This window comes from Pseudorhodoferax sp. Leaf274 (genome assembly GCF_001422445.1).
Lineage (GTDB): Bacteria > Pseudomonadota > Gammaproteobacteria > Burkholderiales > Burkholderiaceae_C > Pseudorhodoferax.
The window spans coordinates 67,199-89,015 of the sequence record NZ_LMNA01000005.1 but is presented as its reverse complement, the minus strand read 5'-3'; the positions used below and the strand labels follow the sequence as shown (position 1 = coordinate 89,015).

The window sequence follows — 21,817 nt, the reverse complement described above, 5'->3', positions numbered from 1 at the left end:
ATGTGAGGGTTTGCAGCAGTTGCCCAGGGACGGGCTTGGTGTGTCGAATGGCCGGGCCTCTAAAGGCTTCGACTTTTCATAATACAAAATTGTAAATTGCTATTTGAAAATTAAAGTGCGTGTGCGACACTCGCCGCGCGGCCGAGAGTCGGCCCCCAAATACCGCCCATCTATTTCGAGGAGACCGCATGTCAGCCCAACCCCAGAACCTCTCTGGCGCCGCCAACGACCCCAAGGACACCGACAACCAGGAGACCCGTGAGTGGATGGACGCGCTGTCCGCCGTCATCGCCAGCGACGGTCCCGGACGCGCCCATTACCTGCTCGAGCAACTGCTGGAACACGCGCGCCAGAACACGGTGGACATGCCGTTCTCGGCCAACACCGGCTACGTGAACACCATCGAGCCCAGTGAGGAAGCCCGCAGCCCCGGCAACCTGGAGATCGAGCAGCGCCTGCGCGCCTACATGCGCTGGAACGCCATGGCCATGGTGGTCAAGGCCAACCGCCACCACCCGCCCGAAGGCGGCGACCTGGGCGGCCACATCGGTTCCTTCGCCTCGCTGGCCAGCATGTTCGGTGCCGGCTTCAACCACTTCTGGCAGGCCGAGAGCGAAAAGCACGGCGGCGACTGCATCTACATCCAGGGCCACGTCTCGCCCGGCGTCTACGCGCGCGCCTACCTGGAAGGCCGGCTGACCGAAGACCAGCTGCTCAACTTCCGCCAGGAAGTGGACGGCAAGGGCCTGTCGAGCTACCCGCACCCCAAGCTCATGCCCGAGTTCTGGCAGTTCCCGACCGTCTCCATGGGCCTGGGCCCGCTGATGGCGATCTACCAGGCGCGCTTTCTCAAGTACCTGCACGCGCGTGGCATCGCCGACACCGCCAACCGCAAGGTCTGGGTGTTCTGCGGCGACGGCGAGATGGACGAGGTCGAGTCGCTGGGCGCGATCGGCCTGGCCGCACGCGAGAACCTGGACAACCTGATCTTCGTCATCAACTGCAACCTGCAGCGCCTGGACGGTCCTGTGCGCGGCAACGGCAAGATCATCCAGGAGCTGGAAGGCGAGTTCCGCGGCTCGGGCTGGAACGTCGTCAAGCTGATCTGGGGCAAGGGCTGGGACGCGCTGCTGGCCAAGGACCATGACGGCGCGCTGCGCGACCTCATGATGAAGACCAACGACGGCGACTACCAGGCCATGAAGGCCAACGACGGTGCCTACGTGCGCAAGCACTTCTTCGGCCGCGACCCGCGCACGGCCAAGATGGTCGAGAACATGACGGACGACGAGATCTGGAACCTGCAGCGCGGTGGCCACGACTCGCAGAAGGTCTACGCCGCCTTCCACGCCGCGCAGAACCACAGCGGCCAGCCCACCGTGCTGCTCGTGAAGACCGTCAAGGGCTTCGGCATGGGCAAGATCGGCGAAGGCAAGAACACCGTCCACCAGACCAAGAAGCTCAGCGACGAGGACATCAAGTCCTTCCGCGACCGCTTCAACATCCCGATCCCCGACAGCCAGATCGCCGAGCTGCCGTTCTACAAGCCGGCCGACGACACGCCGGAGATGAAGTACCTGCACGAGCGCCGCAAGGCCCTGGGCGGCTACCTGCCGCACCGCCGCACCAAGGCAGACGAGAGCTTCACCGTGCCCGCGCTGGAGACCTTCAAGTCGGTCATCGAGCCGACCGCCGAAGGCCGCGAGATCAGCACCACCCAGGCCTACGTGCGCTTCCTCACGCAGCTGCTGCGCGACCAGGCCCTGGGCCCGCGCGTGGTGCCCATCCTGGTGGACGAGGCCCGCACCTTCGGCATGGAAGGCCTGTTCCGCCAGGTCGGCATCTACAACCCGCATGGCCAGCAGTACACCCCGGTCGACAAGGACCAGGTCATGTACTACAAGGAAGACAAGGCCGGCCAGATCCTGCAGGAAGGCATCAACGAAGCCGGCGGCATGGCCAGCTGGATCGCCGCGGCCACGAGCTACAGCACCAGCAACCGCATCATGGTGCCGTTCTACGTGTACTACTCCATGTTCGGCTTCCAGCGCATCGGCGACCTGGCCTGGGCGGCCGGCGACATGCAGGCGCGCGGCTTCCTGTTGGGCGGCACCTCGGGCCGCACCACGCTGAACGGCGAAGGCCTGCAGCACGAAGACGGCCACAGCCACATCCTGGCCGGCACGATCCCGAACTGCGTGAGCTACGACCCGACCTTCGCGCACGAGGTCGGCGTGATCCTGCACCATGGCTTGAAGCGCATGGTCGAGCGCCAGGACAACGTCTACTACTACATCACGCTGCTCAACGAGAACTACCCGATGCCCGGCCTGCAGCCCGGCACCGAGGAGCAGATCATCAAGGGCATGTACCTGGCCAAGCAGGCGCCCGCGCTGGCCACCGGCGCGCCCACGGTGCAGCTGCTCGGCAGCGGCACCATCCTGCGTGAATCGTTCTTCGCCCAGGAACTGCTGGAGAAGGACTGGGGCGTCGCGGCCGGCGTCTGGAGCTGCCCGAGCTTCAACGAGCTGGGCCGCGACGGCCAGGACGCCGAGCGCTGGAACCTGCTGCACCCGACCGACACGCCGCGCCAGAGCTTCGTGGCGCAGCAGCTGTCGGGCTCGACCGGCCCCGTGGTTGCCTCCACCGACTACATGAAGTCGTATGCCGAGCAGATCCGCCCGTACGTGCCGGCCGGCCGCAACTACAAAGTGCTGGGCACCGACGGCTTCGGCCGCAGCGACTTCCGCAGCAAGCTGCGCGAGCACTTCGAGATCAATCGCCACTACATCGTCGTGGCTGCGCTGAAGGCGCTGAGCGAAGATGGCACCGTGCCGGTCGCGAAGGTCGCCGAGGCGATCGCCAAGTACGGCATCAAGACCGACAAGGTCAACCCCCTGTACGCCTGATACCCACCCACAACGAGCGAGACGAACAACATGGCATTGGTGGAAGTGCAAGTCCCCGACATCGGGGATTTCGATGAAGTGAGCGTGATCGAGGTCATGGTCAAGCCGGGCGATACGGTCAAGGCCGAGCAGTCGCTGATCACGGTCGAATCGGACAAGGCCTCGATGGAGATCCCGTCCAGCGCTGCCGGCGTGGTCAAGGAGATCAAGGTCGCGGTCGGCGACAAGGTCAAGCAGGGCTCGCTGGTGCTGGTGCTCGAAGGCGCCGGCGAGGCGGCCGCTCCCGCCCCGGCGCCAGCCCCGGCCGCTGCCGCCGCACCGGCGCCGGCCCCCGCGGCCGCTGCACCGGCGCCCGCACCGCAGGCGCCTGCCCAGGGTGGCGGCACGGTCGAGATCCGCGTGCCCGACATCGGCGACTTCAAGGACGTGGCCGTCATCGAGATCATGGTCAAGCCCGGCGACAGCATCAAGCTGGAGCAGTCGCTGATCACGGTGGAGAGCGACAAGGCCTCGATGGAGATCCCGTCGTCCGCCGCTGGCGTGCTCAAGGAACTCAAGGTCAAGGTCGGCGATACCGTGAACATCGGCGATCTGCTGGGCACGGTGGAAGCCTCTGGTGCTCCGGCCGCTGCCAGCCCCGCACCGGCGGCCGCAGCGCCTGCCGCGGCCAAGAGCGAAACGGCCGCGCCGGCGCCCGCGCCCGCCGCGGCCCCCGCGCCCGCATCGGCACCCGCCGCCGCACACAACCCCACGGTCGCGCCCACCGGCGCGTTGCCGCATGCCTCGCCCTCGGTGCGCAAGTTCGCGCGCGAGCTGGGCGTGCCGCTGGCCGAGGTCAAGGGCTCCGGCCCCAAGGGCCGCATCACGCAGGACGACGTGCAGGGCTTCACCAAGTCGGTGATGAGTGGCGCCGTGCAGACCAAGGCCCAGGCCGCCAAGGCCCCGGCCGGCGGTGGCGGTGGCGGTGGCGACGGTGCTGCGCTGGGCCTGATCCCCTGGCCCAAGGTCGATTTCACCAAGTTCGGCGAGATCGAGCGCAAGCCCATGGGCCGGATCAAGAAGATCTCGGGCGCCAACCTGCACCGCAACTGGGTCATGATCCCGCACGTCACCAACCACGACGACGCGGACATCACCGACCTGGAGGCCTTCCGTGTCTCCACCAACAAGGAGAACGAGAAGTCCGGCGTCAAGGTGACCATGCTGGCCTTCCTGATCAAGGCTTCGGTGGCGGCACTCAAGAAGTTCCCCGAGTTCAACGCCTCACTCGACGGCGACGAACTGGTGTTCAAGAAGTACTTCCACATCGGCTTCGCGGCCGATACGCCGAACGGCCTGGTCGTGCCCGTGATCAAGGACGCCGACAAGAAGGGCGTGCTGCAGATCAGCACGGAGATGGGCGAGCTGGCCAAGAAGGCGCGCGACGGCAAGCTGGGCCCGGCCGACATGAGCGGCGCCTGCTTCACGATCAGTTCGCTGGGCGGCATTGGTGGGCGTTACTTCACGCCCATCATCAATGCACCCGAAGTGGCCATCATGGGCGTGTGCAAGAGCGCCATCGAGCCCAAGTGGGACGGCAAGGCCTTCCAGCCGCGCCTGATGCTGCCGCTGTCGTTGTCGTGGGACCACCGCGTCATCGACGGCGCGGCCGCCGCGCGCTTCAACGCCTACGTGGGCCAGGTGTTGGCGGATTTCCGCCGCGTCATGCTCTGAGCGGATGACAACGGTCGTCGTCGTCAAGAAGGGCGGGCAGGTCGCGATCGCGGCCGACACGTTGGTCACTTTCGGCGACACGCGGCTCACGCACCGCTTCGAGGCCAACAGCAAGATCTTCCCGCTCGACACGCCGGACGGCCCCACCTACGTGGGCATGGCCGGCACCGTGGCGCACTTTCCCGTGCTGCGCAAGGCCCTGGCGGGCCTGCCGCGCGAGGAGCTGCGCCTGTCGAGCAAGGACGAGGTGTTCGAGACCTTCACGCGGCTGCACCCGGTGCTCAAGGAGAAGTTCTTCCTGCAGACCAAGGAAGACGACGGCGACCCCTACGAGTCCAGCCAGTTCAGCGTGCTGCTGGCCAACGCCAGCGGCATCTACGGGCTGTACAGCTACCGCGAGGTGTTCGAGTTCAAGGAGTTCTGGGGCATCGGTTCGGGGCGCAGCTTTGCGCTCGGGGCCATGCATGCGGCGTCCAGCCATGCCAAGACGGCGCGCGAGCTCGCGCTGATCGGCGTGCAGACCGGCTGCGAATTCGACAAGAACTCGGCCGGCCCGGTCGAGGTCTTCACGGTCAAGATGAAGAAATAAGCCGCGGCGCGAACGCACGGCATTGGAGAGAGATTCATGGCAAGCATCGACATCAAGGTTCCTGACATCGGCGACTTCAGCGAGGTCTCCGTCATCGAGCTGCTGGTCAAGGTGGGCGACACCATCAAGCCCGAGCAGTCGCTGATCACGGTGGAGAGCGACAAGGCTTCGATGGAGATTCCGTCCAGCCACGGTGGCAAGGTCACCGCGCTCAAGGTCGCCGTGGGCGACAAGGTCGCGGAAGGCTCGGTCGTGCTGACGCTGGAAGCCGAAGGCGAGGCCGCTGCGCCCGCGTCCGCTCCCGCCCCGGCTCCCGCGCCGACCGCTGCAGCGCCTGCACCGGCCGCTGCATCGGCGCCCGCACCCGCGCCCGCACCCGCACCGGCACCCGCCGGCAGCTACGGCGGCGGCGTCGACCTGGAGTGCGACACGCTGGTGCTGGGCGCCGGTCCCGGCGGCTACTCGGCTGCGTTCCGCAGCGCCGACCTCGGCATGAAGACCGTGCTGGTCGAGCGCTACGCCACGCTGGGTGGCGTCTGCCTGAACGTGGGCTGCATCCCGTCCAAGGCGCTGCTGCACGTGGCCGCCGTGATGGACGAGGTCAAGCACTTCGCCGACCTGGGCATCGACTATGGCGCGCCCAAGATCGACCGTGCCAAGCTGCTCGCGCACAAGAACAAGGTGGTCGGCAAACTCACCGGCGGCCTCACGGCCATGGCCAAGATGCGCAAGGTGACCACCGTGCGCGGCGTCGGCAGCTTCATCGATCCGCACCACCTGGAGGTGCAGGAGACGTCCGGCGACGGCCAGGAGCTCAGCGGCAAGAAGCAGGTCATCAAGTTCCGCCACTGCATCATCGCGGCCGGTTCGCAGGCCGTGCACCTGCCGTTCATGCCCAAGGGCGATCCGCGCGTGGTCGACTCCACGGGTGCGCTGGACCTGGCGACCGACCCCAAGCGCATGCTGATCCTGGGCGGCGGCATCATCGGCCTGGAGATGGGCACGGTCTACTCCACGCTGGGCGCGCGCCTGGACGTGGTGGAGATGCTGGACGGCCTGATGCAGGGCGCCGACCGCGACCTCGTCAAGGTCTGGCAGAAGATGAACGCGCCGCGCTTCGACAACATCATGACCAGCACCAAGACCGTGGGCGCCGAGGCGACCAAGGATGGCATCAAGGTGATGTTCGAAGGCGCCAACGCCCCCAAGGAGCCGCAGGTCTACGACCTCGTGCTGCAGGCCGTGGGCCGCACGCCCAACGGCAAGAGGATCGGCGCCGAGAAGGCCGGCGTGGCGGTGACCGACCGCGGCTTCGTGCCGGTGGACATCCAGATGCGCACCAACGTGCCGCACATCTTCGCCATCGGCGACATCGTGGGCCAGCCCATGCTGGCGCACAAGGCGGTGCACGAGGCGCATGTGGCGGCCGAGGTGATCGCCGGCGAGCAGAAGGGCGACAAGGAACTGGCAAGCGCGGCCTTCAACGCCCGCGTGATCCCCAGCGTGGCCTACACCGATCCCGAGGTCGCCTGGGTCGGCCTGACCGAGGACCAGGCCAAGGCCGAGGGCATCAAGGTCAAGAAGGGCCACTTCCCGTGGACGGCTTCGGGCCGGGCGATCGCGAACACGCGCGACGAGGGCTTCACCAAGCTGCTGTTCGACGCCGAGACGCACCGCATCCTGGGCGGCGGCATCGTCGGCACGCATGCCGGCGACATGGTCGGCGAGATCGCGCTGGCCATCGAGATGGGCGCCGACGAGATCGACATCGGCAAGACCATCCACCCGCACCCCACGCTGGGCGAGAGCATCGGCATGGCGGCAGAGGTGGCGCACGGTACCTGCACGGACCTGCCGCCCGCGAGGAAGTAAGGCCGTCCAGGCCGCACCTGCAAGGGCCGCCGCGTGCGGCCCTTCTTCATGGCCTCATTCCAGCTGGATCTTGATGCCCTGGTCCAGCACGGTGATCGCGCTGACCTCGTAGGTCTTCAGGCCCACCGTCATCTCCTCCTTGGTGAAGCTGCGCAGCACATGGTCGTGCAGCAGCTCCTGCGCGACCACGGTGGCGATCCGGCGCAGCCGGTCGGCATCGCCGCCATGGAGGCCTTGCAGCTCCAGGCTTTCGACGTTCGGCCGGTCCAGCCGCAGCGCGCGGGCGGCCGCGTCCCAGCGCAACGCGCTGCTCATGGCCACGGTGCCGTCCACCTTGCCGCCGCGCAGCCAGGGGCTGGCGATCGACAGCGCCGCCGTGAGGCCCGTGCGCTGGGTGCTCGCGTTCAGGCCCAGCCGCGGTTCCTGCAGGCGCACGCGGAAGATCTCGGCATAGCGCTGTTCCAGCGGAAATTGCCGCTCCACCAGCGCCTGCAGCTCGGCATGGCTGGCGGTGTACTCGCCCGTGAAGAAGTTGAAGCCTGCATGGCCGATGGCGGGCAGTGCGGCGATGGCAAGCAGGCAGTGGCGGCGGGACAGGAGCATGGCGGTCGGGCGGGCGGAACAGCGCGGAACGGGCGGGTACGTGGAAGGGTGGACGGCTATTGTGGTCGGCCCATCCGGCGTGCGCCTGCAAAGGCAGCACCGCGCTGCGGGCTTGGCCGCGCGGCTCAGGGCCGCACGGCCGGTGTCTCCAGCGGCAGGCCACGCGCGCGCTGGGCCAGGTAGAGCTCCAGTTCCACGAGTTCGGCGGCGCCGAACGGCGGGGCCTGCGCGCGCACCCCGGTCATGCAGTTGCGCAGCCGGCGTTGCAGCGAGCCCATGCCCTGCCATTCCAGCCGGTAGATCGGATAGCCGGTGGCCTGGCCCTGCGTGATGGGGTTGCCCGCCAGCTTGCGGTCCCAGGCCTGGTCGTGGCATTGGGCGCAGGACATGTCGATCTGGCCGATGCGGCGTGCATAGGCCGCCTGGCCGCGCGCCGTGAAGGGCGCCAGCCGCGCATCGTCGGGCGGCGCGATGGGCAAGCCGCGCGACTGCTGGGCGACATAGGTCTCCAGGCTCAGCAAGGGCGCGCTCTCTGGCGCCCAGGGCGCAGCCTGCTGGTGCTGCACGCGGCATTGCAGGATGCGCTGCGACAGGTTGAGCGGCCCCTGGCTGGCGGTGTCGAAGGCCGGATAGCGCGTGGCCACGCCGCGCATCGCCTGGGCGGCATCGCCATGGCAGGACTGGCACGACTGCTGCGCACGGCCCTCGGGCCGCTGCCACAGCGCCTGGCCTTCGTGCAGCCACAGCATGGCCGGGTTCTGGCTGTCGTCGCGTTGCATGGCCTGGGTGGCCGGGCCCATGAAGTCCAGGCCCGAACGCGCTGTCTGCGCGCCCACTGGCGCCCACACCAGCAGCAGCGCGGCCAGTGCCTTCATTCGACGCGCACGGCGACCGTCTCGGCCTGCGCGAAGCCGTTGTCGCCTTCCCAGGTGATGCGCAGCTCGCCGCTGCGCTCGGCGCGCACCAGGAAGGCCACATAGGGGTTGGCGGCGATGGCGGGGAACAGGTCGGCGCCGAACACCAGCGCCCCGTCCAGCGTGCACTGCAGGCGCGTGACGATGTCGCGCGGCAGCACGCGGCCGTTCTCGTCGGGCCGGTAGCCGGTTTCCATCGGATGGGCGATGGTGGTGCGCACCTCGAAGGGCTCGCCGCGGCGCACGGTGGGCGGCAGGTGGATCAGGGTACGTGCCATGCGGGCTCCTGTTTGCGGCACCTATTCGATGCAGGCGGCCAGCGTGACCACCACGTCCACGGTGTGCGAGAAGGCCGAACCATCCTCCAGCAGCGCCACCGCCACGAGCTTCTGCGAAGTGGCCAGCCGGATGCGCGTGGCGGCCCAGGCCCGGCCGGCCGCAGGGCCGAAGCGAAAGCGCGCCACGTCGCGCTGCGGGTTGCGTTCGTTGAACAGGGCCAGGCTGCGCAGCTGCGGCAGTGGCAGGCCGTCGTCCACCGACAGCGTGACCGGCACCGCGTTGCCGTTTTCCACCAGCGTGGAGATGTCCAGCCGCACACGGCCGGGCTGCGGCGTGCGGCCCCCCGTGAAGGCAGCGATGGCGGCCGCCAGGTCGCCGGTGGCGGCGCTGCCCTGGCGCACCACCAGGCTGGCGGCCAGGCCCGTGCCCAGCACGAGGGCATGGCGGCGTTGCGGGTCGAAAGCGTTCACGGGGCAGGCTCCTTGAGGCCGGAGAGGTAGGCCACCACATCCTCGATCTGCTGCGCGTCCAGCAGCGGCTTGCCGCGCCATGCGGCGCCCACCTGCTGCAGGCCTTCGGTGCGGTAGTAGGCCGGCATCAGGGTGCCGGGCGCCAGCCGCTGCGGCTCCACCAGCCGCAGCCGCAGCTGGCCGGTGCTGAAGCGTGCGCCGGCGCCGGCCAGGTGGGGCGCCAGGTCGCCCTGGAAGCGCTCTTCGGGGATGGGCGCGCCATGGCACAGCAGGCACAGCCCCTGCTGCCGGCTGGCGACGATGGCGCGGCCTCGCGCGGCATCGCCCGCCAGGCCCGCCAGCGGCGCCGCGATGGCGTCGCCCTGCACCTGGTAGGGCGCCAGCGGCTGCGCGGCCGCGGGGCCGGCCTGCAGCAGCAGCCACAGCAGGGCGCACGCCGGACCGCGCATCAGGCCTTCTTGAGGTCGTGGTTCTTGAGCGGCAGCGTGCGGATGCGCTTGCCCGTGGCCGCGAAGATGGCGTTGAGCACGGCCGGCGCCGCCACGGCGATGGTCGGCTCGCCCACACCGCCCCAGAAGCCGCCCGAGGGCACGATCACGGTCTCCACCGCCGGCATCTCGTCCATCTTCAGCACCGGGTAGGTGGCGAAGTTGTCCTGCTCGATGCGCCCGTCCTTCACCGTGCATTCGCCATACAGCGCGGCCGACAGGCCATAGGCGAACGAGCCCTCGACCTGGGCCTCGATCTGCTGCGGGTTGACGGCGTAGCCCGGGTCGGTGGCGGCCACGATGCGGTGCACCTTGAGCTGGCCGTCGTTGTTGACCGACACCTCGGCGCAGGCCGCCACGTAGCTGCCGAAACCCATGGTCTGCGCCAGGCCGCGAAAGCGGCCGGCCGGTGCCGGCTTGTCCCAACCCACGCGCTCGGCCACGGCGTTGAGCACGGCCAGGTGCTTGGGGTGCTGCGCCATGAGCTTGCGGCGCAGGGCCAGCGGGTCCTGCTTGGTGGCGTGCGCGATCTCGTCGATGAAGGACTCCAGGTAGATCGCGTTCTGGTTCAGGTTCACCCCGCGCCAGAAGCCGGGCGGCACATGCGGGTTGCGCATGGCGTGGTCGACCAGCAGGTGCGGCACGCTGTAGCCGATGGAGGCCTCCGGCCCCGGCGCGTTGAGGCCCTGGAACACCACGGGGTCGCGGCCGTCCTTGATGTTCTGCGGAAAGATGCCGGCCACGATGGACTGGCCCGAGATGCGCATGTGCAGCGCCTGCAGCTCTCCCTGGGCGTCCAGCCCGGCCACCAGGCGGCACTGCGTGATGGGGTGGTACAGGCCGTGCTGCATGTCCTCTTCGCGCGACCAGACCATCTTGACGGGCACGCCCGGCATCTGCCTGGCGATCGCGACCGCCTGGCGCACCCAGTCGTGCACCGCGCCGCGGCGGCCGAATCCCCCGCCCAGGTGGATCTTGTAGACCTCGCACTGCGCCGGCGGCAGGCCGGCGGCCTCTGCCGCGGCGGCCAGCGCGGCCTCGCCGTTCTGCGTGGGCGTCCAGACCTCGCAGCGCTCGGGCGTCCAGCGCGCCGTCGCGTTCATGGTCTCCATGGTCGCGTGGTTCTGGTGCGGGTAGCTGTAGACGGCCTCGATGCGCCGCGCAGCACCCGCCAGCGCGGCCTTGGCGTCGCCATTGCTGTTGCCCACCACGGCCTGCTCCGCCGTGAGGCCGGCCTTCAGCACCTCGGCGAAGCCGGCGCTGGAGGCCTGGGCATGCTGGCCGAAGTCCCACTCGACGGGCAGGGCGTCCAGCGCGGTCTTGGCGCGCCACCAGGTGTCGGCCACGACGGCGACGGCGTTGTCGCCCACACGCAGCACCTTCAGCACACCGCGCCGCTTGTCCACCGCTGCCGCGTCGAAGGACTTGAGCGTGCCGCCGAACACCGGGCAGGCCTTGATGGCGGCGTTCAGCATGCCGGGCATCTGCAAGTCCATGCCGTAGACCTGCTTGCCCGTGACCTTCTCGACCGTGTCCAGCCGCGCCAGGCGCTTGCCGATGAGCTGCCAGTCCTTGGGGTCCTTGAGCGGCACGTCCGCCGGCGGCTTGAGCTTGCCGGCGGCTGCGGCCACCTTGCCGTAGGTGGTGCTGCGGCCCGACGGCTGGTGCGTGATGACGCTCTTGGCCGCGCGGCATTCGGCCACCGGCACCTTCCAGCCGTCGGCCGCGGCCTGCACCAGCATCACGCGCGCCGTGGCGCCGCCCTTGCGCACGTAGTCGTGCGATTCGCGGATGCCGCGGCTGCCGCCGGTGGAGAAGTTGCCCCAGGCACGCTGGCGCGCCAGGTTCTGGCCGGGCGTGGGGTACTCGGTCGTGACCTTGGCCCAGTCGCAATCGAGCTCGTCGGCGACCAGCTGCGCCAGGCCGGTCAGCGTGCCCTGGCCCATCTCGGAGCGCGCGATGCGCACGACCACCGTGTCGTCGGGTTTGACGACCACCCAGGCGTTGACCTCGTCGGGCAGCGGCGTCTGCGCCAGGCTCTTGCGGGGTATGTGGAAGCCGACGACCAGCGCGCCGGCCGTGGCTGCGGTGCCGCCGATGAAGCGGCGGCGGGTGGGCGCGAGGGCGGCGCTCATGTCACGCTCCCGTCCACATGGCGGATCGACAGCCCGGCGGACTTGGTGCTGCCCTGGGCAACGGCCTTGATCGCGGCGCGCACCCGGTTGTAGGTGCCGCAGCGGCAGATGTTGGTGATGGCCTCGTCGATGTCCTGGTCGCTGGGATTGGGCTTGGTCTTGAGCAGCGCGCTGGCGGCCATGACCATGCCGCACTGGCAGAAGCCGCACTGCGGCACATCCAGCGCCACCCAGGCCTTTTGCACCGGGTGCGAACCATCGGGCGACAGCCCTTCGATGGTGACGATCTTCTCGGTCGGCTCGACCGTGGAGACGGGCCGCACGCAGCTGCGCGTGGGCACGCCGTCCAGGTGCACGGTGCACGCGCCGCAGGCCGCGATGCCGCAGCCGTACTTGGTGCCGGTCAGGCCGAGCTGCTCGCGCAGCACCCACAGGAGAGGCGTGTCGTCCTCGACATCGACCTCGCGTTGCACACCGTTCACGTTCAATCGTCGCATCGGGGGGGCTCCTGGCTGTTGGCTGAGAACTGCGGATAGACGAGGCAAACCGGCCGGAGTTCCGCGGAACCGGCCGGGCAGGGGCTGTGGACTTCAGGCCGGGTCGCCGGCGCGCCGGCGCCTGTCCTGCCGGTGCTCGGCCACCAGCTCCACCGAGCCATCGGCGTTCTGGCGTTCGAGCCGCACGTTGAACCCCCACAGCGTGCCGAGATGCGAGAGCATGGTGCCGGCCGAATCGCCCAGCGGCCGGCGCTGGTGCGCGAAATGGCGCAGCGTGAGCGAACGGTCGCCACGCAGGTCCACGTTCCAGACCTGGATGTTGGGTTCGCGGCTGCCCAGGTCGTACTGCTCGGCCAGCTGGCGGCGCAGCGCACGGTAGCCCGTCTCGTCGTGGATGGCCTGGATCTCCAGCTTGCTGCGGCTGTCGTCGTCCAGCACCGAGAACAGCCGGAAGTCGCGCATCACCTTGGGCGACAGGAACTGCGCGACGAAGCTCTCGTCCTTGAAGTTCTGCATCGCGAAGTCGAAGGTCTTGCGCCAGTCCGAGCCCGCGAAATCGGGGAACCAGGCGCGGTCCTCGTCGGTCGGCTCCTCGCAGATGCGGCGGATGTCGCGCCACATCGCAAAGCCCAGCGCGTACACGTTGATGCCCGAGAAATGCTGGCTGTTGTAGGGCGGCTGGTAGACCACGTTGGTGTGGGACTGCAGGAACTCCATCATGAAGCCGTCCGACAGCTGGCCTTGGTCGTACAGCGTGTTCAGGATGGTGTAGTGCCAGTAGGTGGCCCAGCCCTCGTTCATGACCTGGGTCTGGCGCTGCGGGTAGAAGTACTGGCCGATCTTGCGCACGATGCGCACCACTTCGCGCTGCCAGGGCTCGAGCAGCGGGGCGTGCTTCTCGATGAAGTACAGCAGGTTTTCTTCCGGCTCCTTCGGGAAGCGTTCCTCCTTGGCCTGCTGCTCGGCCTCATGGCGCGGCGGCAGCGTGCGCCACAGGTCGTTGACCTGGGCCTGCAGGTATTCCTCGCGCTCTTTCTGGCGCAGAGTTTCCTTCTCCAGCGACAGGCGCGGCGAGCGCTTGTAGCGGTCCACGCCCACGTTGGTCAGCGCGTGGCAGGCATCGACCAGCCGCTCCACGGCCTCCACGCCATGGCGTTCCTCGCACTGCGCGATGTAGTTCTTGGCGAACACGAGGTAGTCGACGATGGCGTCGGCGCTGGTCCATTGCCGAAAGAGATGGTTGCCCTTGAAGAACGAGTTGTGCCCGTAGGCCGCGTGGGCGATCACGAGGGCCTGCATCGGCAGCGTGTTCTCGTCCATCAGGTAGGCGATGCACGGGTTCGAGTTGATGACGATCTCGTACGCCAGGCCCATCTGCCCGCGCTTGTAGCGGTTTTCCGTGGCGAGGAAGTGCTTGCCGAACGACCAGTGGTGGTAGTAGACCGGCATGCCGATGGAGGCGTAGGCGTCCATCATCTGCTCGGCGCTGATCACCTCGATCTGGTGCGGGTAGCAGTCCAGGCCGTAGTCGCGTGCCACGCGTGCGATGGCTTCGTCGTATTCCTCGATCGCCTCGAAGGTCCATTCCGAGCCGGCGGGAAGGGGTTTGAACTGGGCCTTGGTCAGCATGGGTCTCCCTTGGGGCGGCCGGGCAGGGGCTCAGGCCCGGCGCTTGAACAGTTCGCGGAACACGGGGTAGATGTCGGCCAGGTTGGCGATGCGTTGCATCGCAAAGCGGCCGGCCTGGGCCTCCTGCAGCTTCAGGTATTCCTCCCAAAGGTTCTGCGGCGGCCCGTCGGTGATCTCGATGTAGGCGAAGTACTGCGTGAGTTCCAGGATCTGGTTGCCCAGGATCTCGCGGCAGCGCGGCGAATCGTCGTGCCAGTTGTCGCCATCGGACGCCTGCGCGCCGTAGATGTTCCACAGGCTGCTGGGGTAGCGCGCCGTGATGATCTCGTGCATGAGCGTGAGCGCGCTGGACACCACGGTGCCGCCGGACTCGCGCGAGGTGAAGAAGTCCTCCTCGCTCACCTCGCTGGCCACCGTGTGGTGGCGGATGAAGACCACCTCGATGTGTTCGTAGTTCCTGTTGAGAAACAGGTACAGCAGCATGAAGAAACGCTTGGCCACGTTCTTGCGGCCCTCGTCCATCGAGCCCGAGACGTCGAGCAGGCAGAACATCACGGCCTGCGTCGACGGCTTGGGCGTCTTCACGCGGTTGTTGAAGCGCAGGTCGAAGGTGTCGACGAAGGGGATCTGGTCGATCTTGGCGCGCAGCTTGGTGATCTCCTTGCGCACGCGCTCGACCTCGGGGTCGTCCTCGGGCAGCTTCTCGCGCAGCTCGGCCAGTTCCTTCTCGAGCGCGCGCAGCTGCGTCAGGTAAGGGCCGCCGATGGCCACGCGCCGGCCGGCCGCGCCGCGCATGGTGCGCGTGAGGTTCACGTTGGTCGGCACGCCGGTCTGCACGAAACCGGCGCGCGTGCGCTTGAACTGCTCGATCTGGGCCAGCTGCTGCTTGACGAGGTTGGGCAGTGCCATCTCGTCGAAGAAGATGTCCAGGAACTCGTCCTTGGTCAGCGTGAAGACGAACTCGTCCAGGCTCTCGCCCTCGTTGCTGGCCTGGCCCTTGCCACCGCCCCCGCCAGTGCCGCCCTTGGGCCGGTCGACCTGGTCGCCCGCGTTGAAGCGGTCGTTGCCGGGCCGCACGGCGTCCCACACGCCGCCGCGTCCGTGCTCGAACTGCGGCTCGTCGATGTCCTTGCCGGGAATGCCGATCTTCTCGCCTTCGTCCAGGTCCTTGAGGCCGCGCTTGTTGATCGCGTCGGAAACTGCCTTGCGGATCTGGCCCTTGAACCGCCGGATGAAGCGGCTGCGGTTGACCGAACTCTTGTTCTTGCTGTCGTTACGCCGGTCGACGATGCGCACGGTCATCTAAGGCCTTTCTCACGAGGACTTGCGTACGCGCAGATACCACTCGCACAGCAGGCGCACCTGCTTCTCGGTGTAGCCCTTGGTGATCATGCGGTTCACGAAGTCCGCATGCTTCTTCTGCTCCTCGCCGCTGGCCTTGGCGTTGAACGAGATCACCGGCAACAGCTCCTCGGTGTTCGAGAACATCTTCTTCTCGATCACGGCGCGCAGCTTTTCGTACGAGGTCCAGGCCGGGTTCTTGCCGTCCTGCCGGGCCCGCGCGCGCAGCACGAAGTTGACGACCTCGTTGCGGAAGTCCTTGGGGTTGGAGATGCCGGCGGGCTTCTCGATCTTCTCGAGCTCGTCGTTGAGCGCGCCGCGGTCCAGGATCTCGCCCGTGTTGGGGTCGCGGTACTCCTGGTCCTGGATCCAGAAGTCGGCGTAGACCACATAGCGATCGAAGATGTTCTGGCCATACTCGGAGTAGCTCTCCAGATAGGAGGTCTGGATCTCCTTGCCGATGAACTCGGCATAGCGCGGCGAGAGGAATTCCTTGATGTAGCGCAGGTACTTCTCGCCGACCTCGGGCGGGAACTGCTCCTGCTCGATCTGCTGCTCCAGCACATACATCAGGTGCACCGGGTTGGCCGCCACCTCGCGGTGGTCGAAGTTGAACACGCGCGACAGGATCTTGAATGCGAAGCGCGTCGAGAGACCCGTCATGCCCTCGTCGACGCCGGCGAAGTCGCGGTACTCCTGGAAGCTCTTGGCGCGCGGGTCGGTGTCTTTCAGGTTCTCGCCGTCGTACACGCGCATCTTGGAGAAGATGGACGAGTTCTCGGGCTCCTTCAGGCGCGACAGCACCGAGAACTGCGACAGCATGCGCAGCGTGTCGGGTGCGCAGGGCGCATTGCCGAGCGAGGAGTTGAAGACCAGCTTCTCGTAGATCTTGATCTCGTCGGCCACGCGCAGGCAGTAGGGCACCTTGACGATGTAGATACGGTCGAGGAAGGCCTCGTTGTTGCGGTTGTTGCGGAAGGCCTGCCACTCGGCCTCGTTCGAGTGCGCCAGGATCAGGCCGTCGAACGGGATGGCGCCGAAGCCCTCCGTGCCCTTGTAGTTGCCTTCCTGCGTGGCCGTCAGCAGCGGGTGCAGCACCTTGATCGGCGCCTTGAACATTTCCACGAACTCGAGCACGCCGCGGTTGGACAGGCACAGGCCGCCCGAATACGAGTAGGCGTCCGGGTCGTCCTGCGAATAGGTCTCCAGCTTGCGGATGTCGATCTTGCCGACCAGCGCCGAGATGTCCTGGTTGTTCTCGTCGCCAGGCTCGGTCTTGGACACCGCGATCTGCTTGAGCACCGAGGGCCGGATCTTGACCACGCGGAACTTGGTGATGTCGCCGCCGAACTCCTGCAGCCGCTTCACGGCCCACGGGCTCATGATGGTGGACAGGTAGCGGTTGGGAATGCCGTAGTCGTCCTGCAGGATCTTGGCGTCTTCGCCGGGGTCGAACAGGCCCAGCGGCGACTCGTGCACGGGCGAGCCCTTGATCGCGTAGAACGGCACCTTCTCGATCAGGTACTTGAGCCGCTCGGCCAGGGAGGACTTGCCGCCACCGACGGGCCCCAACAGGTACAGCACCTGCTTCTTCTCTTCCAGGCCCTGGGCCGCGTGGCGGAAGTAGGCGACGATGCTCTCGATCACCTCTTCCATGCCGTACAGGTCGCGGAACGCCGGGTACACGCGGATCATCTTGTTGGCGAAGATGCGCGACAGGCGCGGATCGGTGCGCGTGTCCACCAGCTCGGATTCTCCGATCGCGAGCAGCATGCGCTCTGCGACGCTCGCGTAGGCGCTCGGATCGCGCTTGCACAGTTCCAGGTATTCCTGGACCGACATTTCCTCTTCCTGGGCGGCTTCGAATCGGTCCTGGTAACGGGCAAAGATCGACATCGTTTCTCCTGTGAATTGGGATCAGCTGTCAACGCTTTGGGTGGCGTTTGGCGAGAAGGTTCGAACCATCATAGTCCTTCCCCGAAAGGCACAAGCCACAAATGTGCAAGGTGTTGCGGGACATCCAAACGTGCCCGTGCAGGCACCCGCAGCGGGCCGCACAATGGCCGTCCCGCGCAGTCTGCGGGAGGCTGCCCGCTCAGGCGCGCAGCAGTTCCAGCAGGCGGTCCAGCCCGCCGGCTTCGATCGACACCATGGCCTGTTCGCGCACCTTGGGCTTGGCGTGGTAGGCCACCGAAAGGCCGGCTTCGCCCATCATGGGCAGGTCGTTGGCGCCGTCGCCGACCGCGATGCACTGGCCCGGCGCGGCGCCCAGCAGCGAGGCCACTTCCAGCAGCGTGCGGCGCTTTTCCGCGCCATCGCAGATGTCGCCCCAGGCCTGCGGCACCACGCGGCCCGTCAGCACGCCATCGGCCTCGGCCAGCAGGTTGGAGCGGGTGAAGTCGATGCCCAGGCGGTCGCGCACGCGGTTGGCGAAGAAGGTGAAGCCGCCCGAGACCAGCAGCACCTTGAGGCCCGCGGCCTTGCAGGCTGCCACGAGTTCGCCGGCGCCAGGGTTCAGCCGCAGGCGCTCGTCGTAGACCTGCTGCAGCGCGGCCACCGGCACGCCCTGCAGCAGTGCCACGCGGCGCGTGAGGCTTTCCTTGAAGTCGCGGATCTCGCCGCGCATGGTGGCCTCGGTGATGGCCGCGACCTCGGCCTTCTTGCCGACCGCATCGGCGATCTCGTCGATGCACTCGATGTTGATCAGCGTGGAGTCCATGTCGAACGCGATCAGCTTGAAATCGGACAGCGCGAGCGGCGGCGTGAAGCCGCGCACGACGAGGCCGGGCGCGAAGGTGGATGCAGTCATGGCGGTGGTGGGGTCGGTGGATGTCAGGCCGTCTGCGCGACGGGTTGGCCCAGGTGGCGCAGCACGTCGCGCACCATCTGGGCGCGGTCCTTGGGTTCGGGCAGTTCGCGCTCGATGCGCAGCTTCTCGTTGCCCACGAGCTTGATGTGCCTGTTCTTCTGGATCAGCTCGATGATGCGCATGGGCTCGATCGGCGCGTCGGGCTTGAACGTGATGTGGATCACGCCGGGCGCGGCATCGACCTTGACCACGCCGTAGGGCCGCGCCAACACGCGCAGGCGGTGCACGTCGATCAGCGTCTGGGCCTGCGCGGGCAATTTGCCGAAGCGGTCGACGATCTCCTCGAGCAGCCGGTCGACCTGGTCGCTGTTCTTGGCGGTGGCCAGCTTCTTGTAGAAGGACAGGCGCAGGTGCACGTCGCCGCAGTAGTCGTCGGGCAGCAGGGCTGGGGCGTGCAGGTTGATCTCGGTGGTGACCGACAGCGGCGACAGCAGGTCGGGCTCCTTGCCTTCCTTCAGGCTGCGCACGGCCTCGGACAGCATCTCGTTGTAGAGCTGGAAGCCCACCTCCAGCATGTTGCCGCTCTGGTTCTCGCCCAGTACCTCGCCGGCGCCGCGGATCTCCAGGTCGTGCATGGCGAGGTAGAAACCCGAGCCCAGTTCCTCCATCTGCTGGATGGCTTCCAGACGTTGCGCTGCCTGCTTGGTGAGGCCCTCGATGTCCGGCACCATGAGGTAGGCATAGGCCTGGTGGTGGCTGCGGCCCACGCGGCCACGCAGCTGGTGCAGCTGGGCCAGGCCGAACTTGTCGGCGCGGCTCATGACGATGGTGTTGGCGGTCGGCACGTCGATGCCGGTCTCGATGATGGTCGAGCACAGCAGCACGTTGCTGCGCTGGGCGGTGAAGTCGCGCATCACGCGCTCGAGCTCGCGCTCGGGCATCTGGCCGTGGGCCACGGCGATGCGCGCCTCGGGCAGCAGTTCTTCGAGTTTGGCGCGCCGGTTCTCGATGGTCTCGACCTCGTTGTGCAGGAAGTAGACCTGGCCGCCGCGCTTGAGTTCGCGCAGCACGGCTTCGCGGATCACGCCGTTGTTCTCGCTGCGCACGAAGGTCTTGATGGCCAGGCGGCGCTGCGGCGCGGTGGCGATGACCGACAGGTCGCGCAGGCCTTCGAGCGCCATGCCCAGCGTGCGCGGGATCGGTGTGGCCGTCAGGGTGAGCACGTCGACCTCGGCGCGCATGGCCTTCATGGCCTCCTTGTGGCGCACGCCGAAGCGGTGCTCCTCGTCGATGATGAGCAGGCCCAGGTTCTTGAACTTGACGGAGGCGCTCAAGAGCTTGTGCGTGCCGACCACGATATCCACGCTGCCGTCTTCCAGGCCCTTGCCCGCAGCCGTGATCTCCTTGGCGGAGCGGAAGCGGCTCATCTCGGCGATCTTCACGGGCCACTTGGAGAAGCGGTCCACCAGCGTCTGGTAGTGCTGCTCGGCCAGCAGCGTGGTCGGTGCGAGGAAGGCCACCTGTTTGCCGCCCGTCACCGCGACGAAGGCCGCGCGCAGCGCCACCTCGGTCTTGCCGAAGCCCACGTCGCCACAGACCAGGCGGTCCATGGGCTGCGGCGAGATCATGTCCTGGATGACGGCGTGGATGGCGGCCTTCTGGTCGGCCGTCTCCTCGAAGCCGAAGTCGTTGGCGAAGGCCTCGTAGTCCTGCGGCGCGTAGCGGAAGGCATGGCCCTCGCGCGCGGCGCGGCGGGCGTAGATGTTGAGCAACTCGGCCGCGGCGTCGCGCACCTGCTCGGCGGCCTTGCGCCGCGCCTTGTCCCATTGGCCGGAGCCGAGCTTGTGCAGCGGCGCCTCGGCTGCGCTGACGCCGGTGTAGCGGCTGATCAGGTGCAGCTGGCTCACGGGCACGTAGAGCACGGCCTTGTCGGCGTATTCGAGGTGCAGGAACTCGGTGTTCCCCTGGCCCAGGTCCAGGCTCACGAGGCCCAGGTAGCGGCCGATGCCGTGCGCGGCGTGCACGACGGGGTCGCCCACGTTGAGTTCGGCCAGGTCCTTGATCAGCGCCTCGACGTCGCTGACCTGCTCCTGCTTGCGCCGGCGGCGCGCGGTGGGGCCGGCGGCGAACAGCTCGGTCTCGGTGACGAAATCGATGCCGCCCTCGAGCCAGGCGAAGCCGGCGCCGAGCGCGCCCGTGGCCATGCCCAGGCGCTCGGTGCTGGCCTCGAACTCCGCGAGGCTGTCGAACACGGGTGGCTGCAGCTCGCTGGCGCGCACGAAGTCCAGCAGGCTTTCGCGCCGGCCGTCGGATTCGGCCAGCAGCAGCAGGCGCTGCTGGGTGTTGCGCAGGTGGCTGGACAGGCGCGCCAGCGGCTCGTCGGCGCCGCGCACCACGGACAGCGAGGGCAGCGGCGCGAATTCGGCGTAGGGAACGGCGTCCGCGGCCTCGGCCTGGGCCGGCCGCAGCGCCAGCTGGCTGTGCGCGTTGGCCTGGCCGTAGAACTGCTCGCTGGACAGGAACAGCGCCTCGGGCGGCAACACCGGCCGGTCCGGGTCGCCCACCAGCACGCGGTGGCGCTCGCGCGTGTCCTGCCAGAAGCGCTGGAACGCGGCCTCCAGGTCGCCGTGCAGCACGACGGTGGCGCCGGCGCCCAGGTAGTCGAAGACGGTGGCCGTCTCCTCGAAGAACAGCGGCAGGTAGTACTCGATGCCGGCCGTGGCCACGCCGTTGCCCATGTCCTTGTAGATGCGGCTGCGCGTGGGGTCGCCTTCGAGCAGCTCGCGCCAGCGGCTGCGAAAGCGCGCGCGGCCGGCGTCGTCCATCGGGAACTCGCGGCCGGGCAGCAGCCGCACCTCGGGCACGGGGTACAGGCTGCGCTGGCTGTCGGGGTCGAAGGTGCGGATCGAGTCGATCTCGTCGTCGAACAGGTCCACCCGGTAGGGCACCGGCGAGCCCATGGGGAAGAGGTCGATCAGGCCGCCGCGCACCGCGTATTCGCCGGGGCTCACGACCTGCGTCACGTGGCTGTAGCCGGCCAAGGTGAGCTGCGACTTGAGCCGCGCCTCGTCCAGCCGTTGCTTGGCCTTGAACTGGAAGGTGGTGCCGGCCAGGAAGCTGGGCGGCGCCACGCGGTACAGCGCGGTGGTGGCGGGCACCAGCACCACGTCCACGCCGGCCTCGGGATCGCCCTGGGCGGCGCCGGCGTACAGGCGCCACAGCGTGGCGAGGCGCTCGCTGATCAGGTCCTGGTGCGGCGAGAAGGTGTCGTAGGGCAGGGTTTCCCAGTCCGGGAACAGCGCGCAGCGCAGCGTGGGCGCGAAGAACGGCAGTTCCTCCAGCAGGCGCTGGGCGTCGTTGGCATCCGAGGTGACGATGGCGACGACCTTGCGGCCGGCCTTCTCGCGTTCGGCCAGCCGGGCCAGCAGCAGTGCGTCGGCCGAACCGGGCGGACGGGGCAAGGTGAAGCGCTTGCCGGGGATGAGCTTGGGGAGATCCATGGACGAAAAGCGGTGGGCGCGCAATGCAAAAAGCCCCCCGCCGGGCGAGGGCGGGGGGTGTTGCTGCGA

Annotated in this window: 16 protein-coding genes; 4 read left to right on the top strand and 12 right to left on the bottom strand. The window is 68.0% G+C overall.

Annotation, left to right across the window (positions count from 1 at the left end; translation table 11 throughout):
- Nucleotides 1-188 precede the first annotated feature (188 nt).
- From aceE to lpdA, 4 genes are read left to right on the top strand one after another with little or no spacing between them, the layout of a single operon-like run.
- Nucleotides 189-2,909 (top strand): pyruvate dehydrogenase (acetyl-transferring), homodimeric type, encoded by a 2,721-nt coding sequence (gene aceE, locus ASF44_RS09695; RefSeq protein ID WP_056899012.1) that lies wholly within the window; start codon nt 189-191, stop codon nt 2,907-2,909.
- 30 nt (nt 2,910-2,939) lie between these two features.
- A complete protein-coding gene (gene aceF, locus ASF44_RS09690; RefSeq protein WP_056899011.1) occupies nt 2,940-4,622 on the top strand; it encodes a dihydrolipoyllysine-residue acetyltransferase in 1,683 nt (560 codons plus the stop codon).
- A gap of 4 nt (nt 4,623-4,626) precedes the next feature.
- A complete protein-coding gene (locus tag ASF44_RS09685; RefSeq protein ID WP_056899010.1) occupies nt 4,627-5,211 on the top strand; it encodes a hypothetical protein in 585 nt (194 codons plus the stop codon).
- A gap of 36 nt (nt 5,212-5,247) precedes the next feature.
- On the top strand, nt 5,248-7,083 hold the full coding sequence (gene lpdA, locus ASF44_RS09680; protein ID WP_056899009.1) for a dihydrolipoyl dehydrogenase: 1,836 nt from the start codon (nt 5,248-5,250) through the stop codon (nt 7,081-7,083).
- 54 nt (nt 7,084-7,137) lie between these two features.
- Here the strand turns inward: lpdA and ASF44_RS09675 are convergent, their stop codons facing one another.
- The 12 genes from ASF44_RS09675 to mfd form a co-directional block, all read right to left on the bottom strand.
- Nucleotides 7,138-7,686, bottom strand: a complete 549-nt coding sequence (locus ASF44_RS09675; RefSeq protein WP_056899008.1) for a hypothetical protein — start codon at nt 7,684-7,686, stop codon at nt 7,138-7,140.
- 125 nt (nt 7,687-7,811) lie between these two features.
- Entirely contained in the window at nt 7,812-8,561 is a 750-nt protein-coding gene (soxA, locus tag ASF44_RS09670; RefSeq protein ID WP_056899007.1) for a sulfur oxidation c-type cytochrome SoxA, read from the bottom strand.
- Nucleotides 8,558-8,878, bottom strand: coding sequence for a thiosulfate oxidation carrier complex protein SoxZ (locus tag ASF44_RS09665; protein WP_056899006.1), 321 nt, complete (start codon nt 8,876-8,878; stop codon nt 8,558-8,560). The genes soxA and ASF44_RS09665 overlap by 4 nt, the downstream gene beginning before the upstream one ends.
- 21 nt (nt 8,879-8,899) lie before the next feature.
- Nucleotides 8,900-9,349 (bottom strand): thiosulfate oxidation carrier protein SoxY, encoded by a 450-nt coding sequence (locus ASF44_RS09660; protein WP_056899005.1) that lies wholly within the window; start codon nt 9,347-9,349, stop codon nt 8,900-8,902.
- Nucleotides 9,346-9,798 (bottom strand): sulfur oxidation c-type cytochrome SoxX, encoded by a 453-nt coding sequence (gene soxX, locus ASF44_RS09655; protein WP_156374435.1) that lies wholly within the window; start codon nt 9,796-9,798, stop codon nt 9,346-9,348. Before soxX ends, ASF44_RS09660 begins: the two co-directional genes overlap by 4 nt.
- Nucleotides 9,798-11,972 (bottom strand): xanthine dehydrogenase family protein molybdopterin-binding subunit, encoded by a 2,175-nt coding sequence (locus ASF44_RS09650; RefSeq protein ID WP_056899004.1) that lies wholly within the window; start codon nt 11,970-11,972, stop codon nt 9,798-9,800. Before ASF44_RS09650 ends, soxX begins: the two co-directional genes overlap by 1 nt.
- Nucleotides 11,969-12,469: a (2Fe-2S)-binding protein gene (locus tag ASF44_RS09645; RefSeq protein ID WP_056899003.1), complete on the bottom strand. Its 501-nt coding sequence runs from the start codon at nt 12,467-12,469 to the stop codon at nt 11,969-11,971. Before ASF44_RS09645 ends, ASF44_RS09650 begins: the two co-directional genes overlap by 4 nt.
- Before the next feature lie 93 nt (nt 12,470-12,562).
- Entirely contained in the window at nt 12,563-14,098 is a 1,536-nt protein-coding gene (locus ASF44_RS09640; RefSeq protein WP_056899002.1) for a SpoVR family protein, read from the bottom strand.
- 30 nt (nt 14,099-14,128) lie between these two features.
- Nucleotides 14,129-15,400: a YeaH/YhbH family protein gene (locus ASF44_RS09635; RefSeq protein ID WP_056899001.1), complete on the bottom strand. Its 1,272-nt coding sequence runs from the start codon at nt 15,398-15,400 to the stop codon at nt 14,129-14,131.
- 12 nt (nt 15,401-15,412) lie between these two features.
- Nucleotides 15,413-17,335 carry a PrkA family serine protein kinase gene (locus ASF44_RS09630; RefSeq protein WP_056899000.1) on the bottom strand — a complete coding sequence of 641 codons (1,923 nt, stop codon included), beginning with the start codon at nt 17,333-17,335 and terminating at the stop codon, nt 15,413-15,415.
- A gap of 199 nt (nt 17,336-17,534) precedes the next feature.
- Complete coding sequence (gene serB / locus ASF44_RS09625) at nt 17,535-18,248, bottom strand: phosphoserine phosphatase SerB (protein ID WP_056898999.1); 714 nt, start codon at nt 18,246-18,248, stop codon at nt 17,535-17,537.
- Between the two features lie 23 nt (nt 18,249-18,271).
- On the bottom strand, nt 18,272-21,748 hold the full coding sequence (gene mfd, locus ASF44_RS09620; protein ID WP_056898998.1) for a transcription-repair coupling factor: 3,477 nt from the start codon (nt 21,746-21,748) through the stop codon (nt 18,272-18,274).
- Nucleotides 21,749-21,817 lie beyond the last annotated feature (69 nt).

Bases quoted from the DNA above. Each gene is read 5' to 3' on its own strand.
- aceE (WP_056899012.1), top strand. From the start codon at position 189: ATGTCAGCCCAACCCCAGAACCTCTCTGGCGCCGCCAACGACCCCAAG.
- aceF (WP_056899011.1), top strand. From the start codon at position 2,940: ATGGCATTGGTGGAAGTGCAAGTCCCCGACATCGGGGATTTCGATGAA.
- ASF44_RS09685 (WP_056899010.1), top strand. From the start codon at position 4,627: ATGACAACGGTCGTCGTCGTCAAGAAGGGCGGGCAGGTCGCGATCGCG.
- lpdA (WP_056899009.1), top strand. From the start codon at position 5,248: ATGGCAAGCATCGACATCAAGGTTCCTGACATCGGCGACTTCAGCGAG.
- ASF44_RS09675 (WP_056899008.1), bottom strand. From the start codon at position 7,686: ATGCTCCTGTCCCGCCGCCACTGCCTGCTTGCCATCGCCGCACTGCCC.
- soxA (WP_056899007.1), bottom strand. From the start codon at position 8,561: ATGAAGGCACTGGCCGCGCTGCTGCTGGTGTGGGCGCCAGTGGGCGCG.
- ASF44_RS09665 (WP_056899006.1), bottom strand. From the start codon at position 8,878: ATGGCACGTACCCTGATCCACCTGCCGCCCACCGTGCGCCGCGGCGAG.
- soxX (WP_156374435.1), bottom strand. From the start codon at position 9,798: ATGCGCGGTCCGGCGTGCGCCCTGCTGTGGCTGCTGCTGCAGGCCGGC.
- ASF44_RS09650 (WP_056899004.1), bottom strand. From the start codon at position 11,972: ATGAGCGCCGCCCTCGCGCCCACCCGCCGCCGCTTCATCGGCGGCACC.
- ASF44_RS09645 (WP_056899003.1), bottom strand. From the start codon at position 12,469: ATGCGACGATTGAACGTGAACGGTGTGCAACGCGAGGTCGATGTCGAG.
- ASF44_RS09640 (WP_056899002.1), bottom strand. From the start codon at position 14,098: ATGCTGACCAAGGCCCAGTTCAAACCCCTTCCCGCCGGCTCGGAATGG.
- ASF44_RS09635 (WP_056899001.1), bottom strand. From the start codon at position 15,400: ATGACCGTGCGCATCGTCGACCGGCGTAACGACAGCAAGAACAAGAGT.
- ASF44_RS09630 (WP_056899000.1), bottom strand. From the start codon at position 17,335: ATGTCGATCTTTGCCCGTTACCAGGACCGATTCGAAGCCGCCCAGGAA.
- serB (WP_056898999.1), bottom strand. From the start codon at position 18,248: ATGACTGCATCCACCTTCGCGCCCGGCCTCGTCGTGCGCGGCTTCACG.
- mfd (WP_056898998.1), bottom strand. From the start codon at position 21,748: ATGGATCTCCCCAAGCTCATCCCCGGCAAGCGCTTCACCTTGCCCCGT.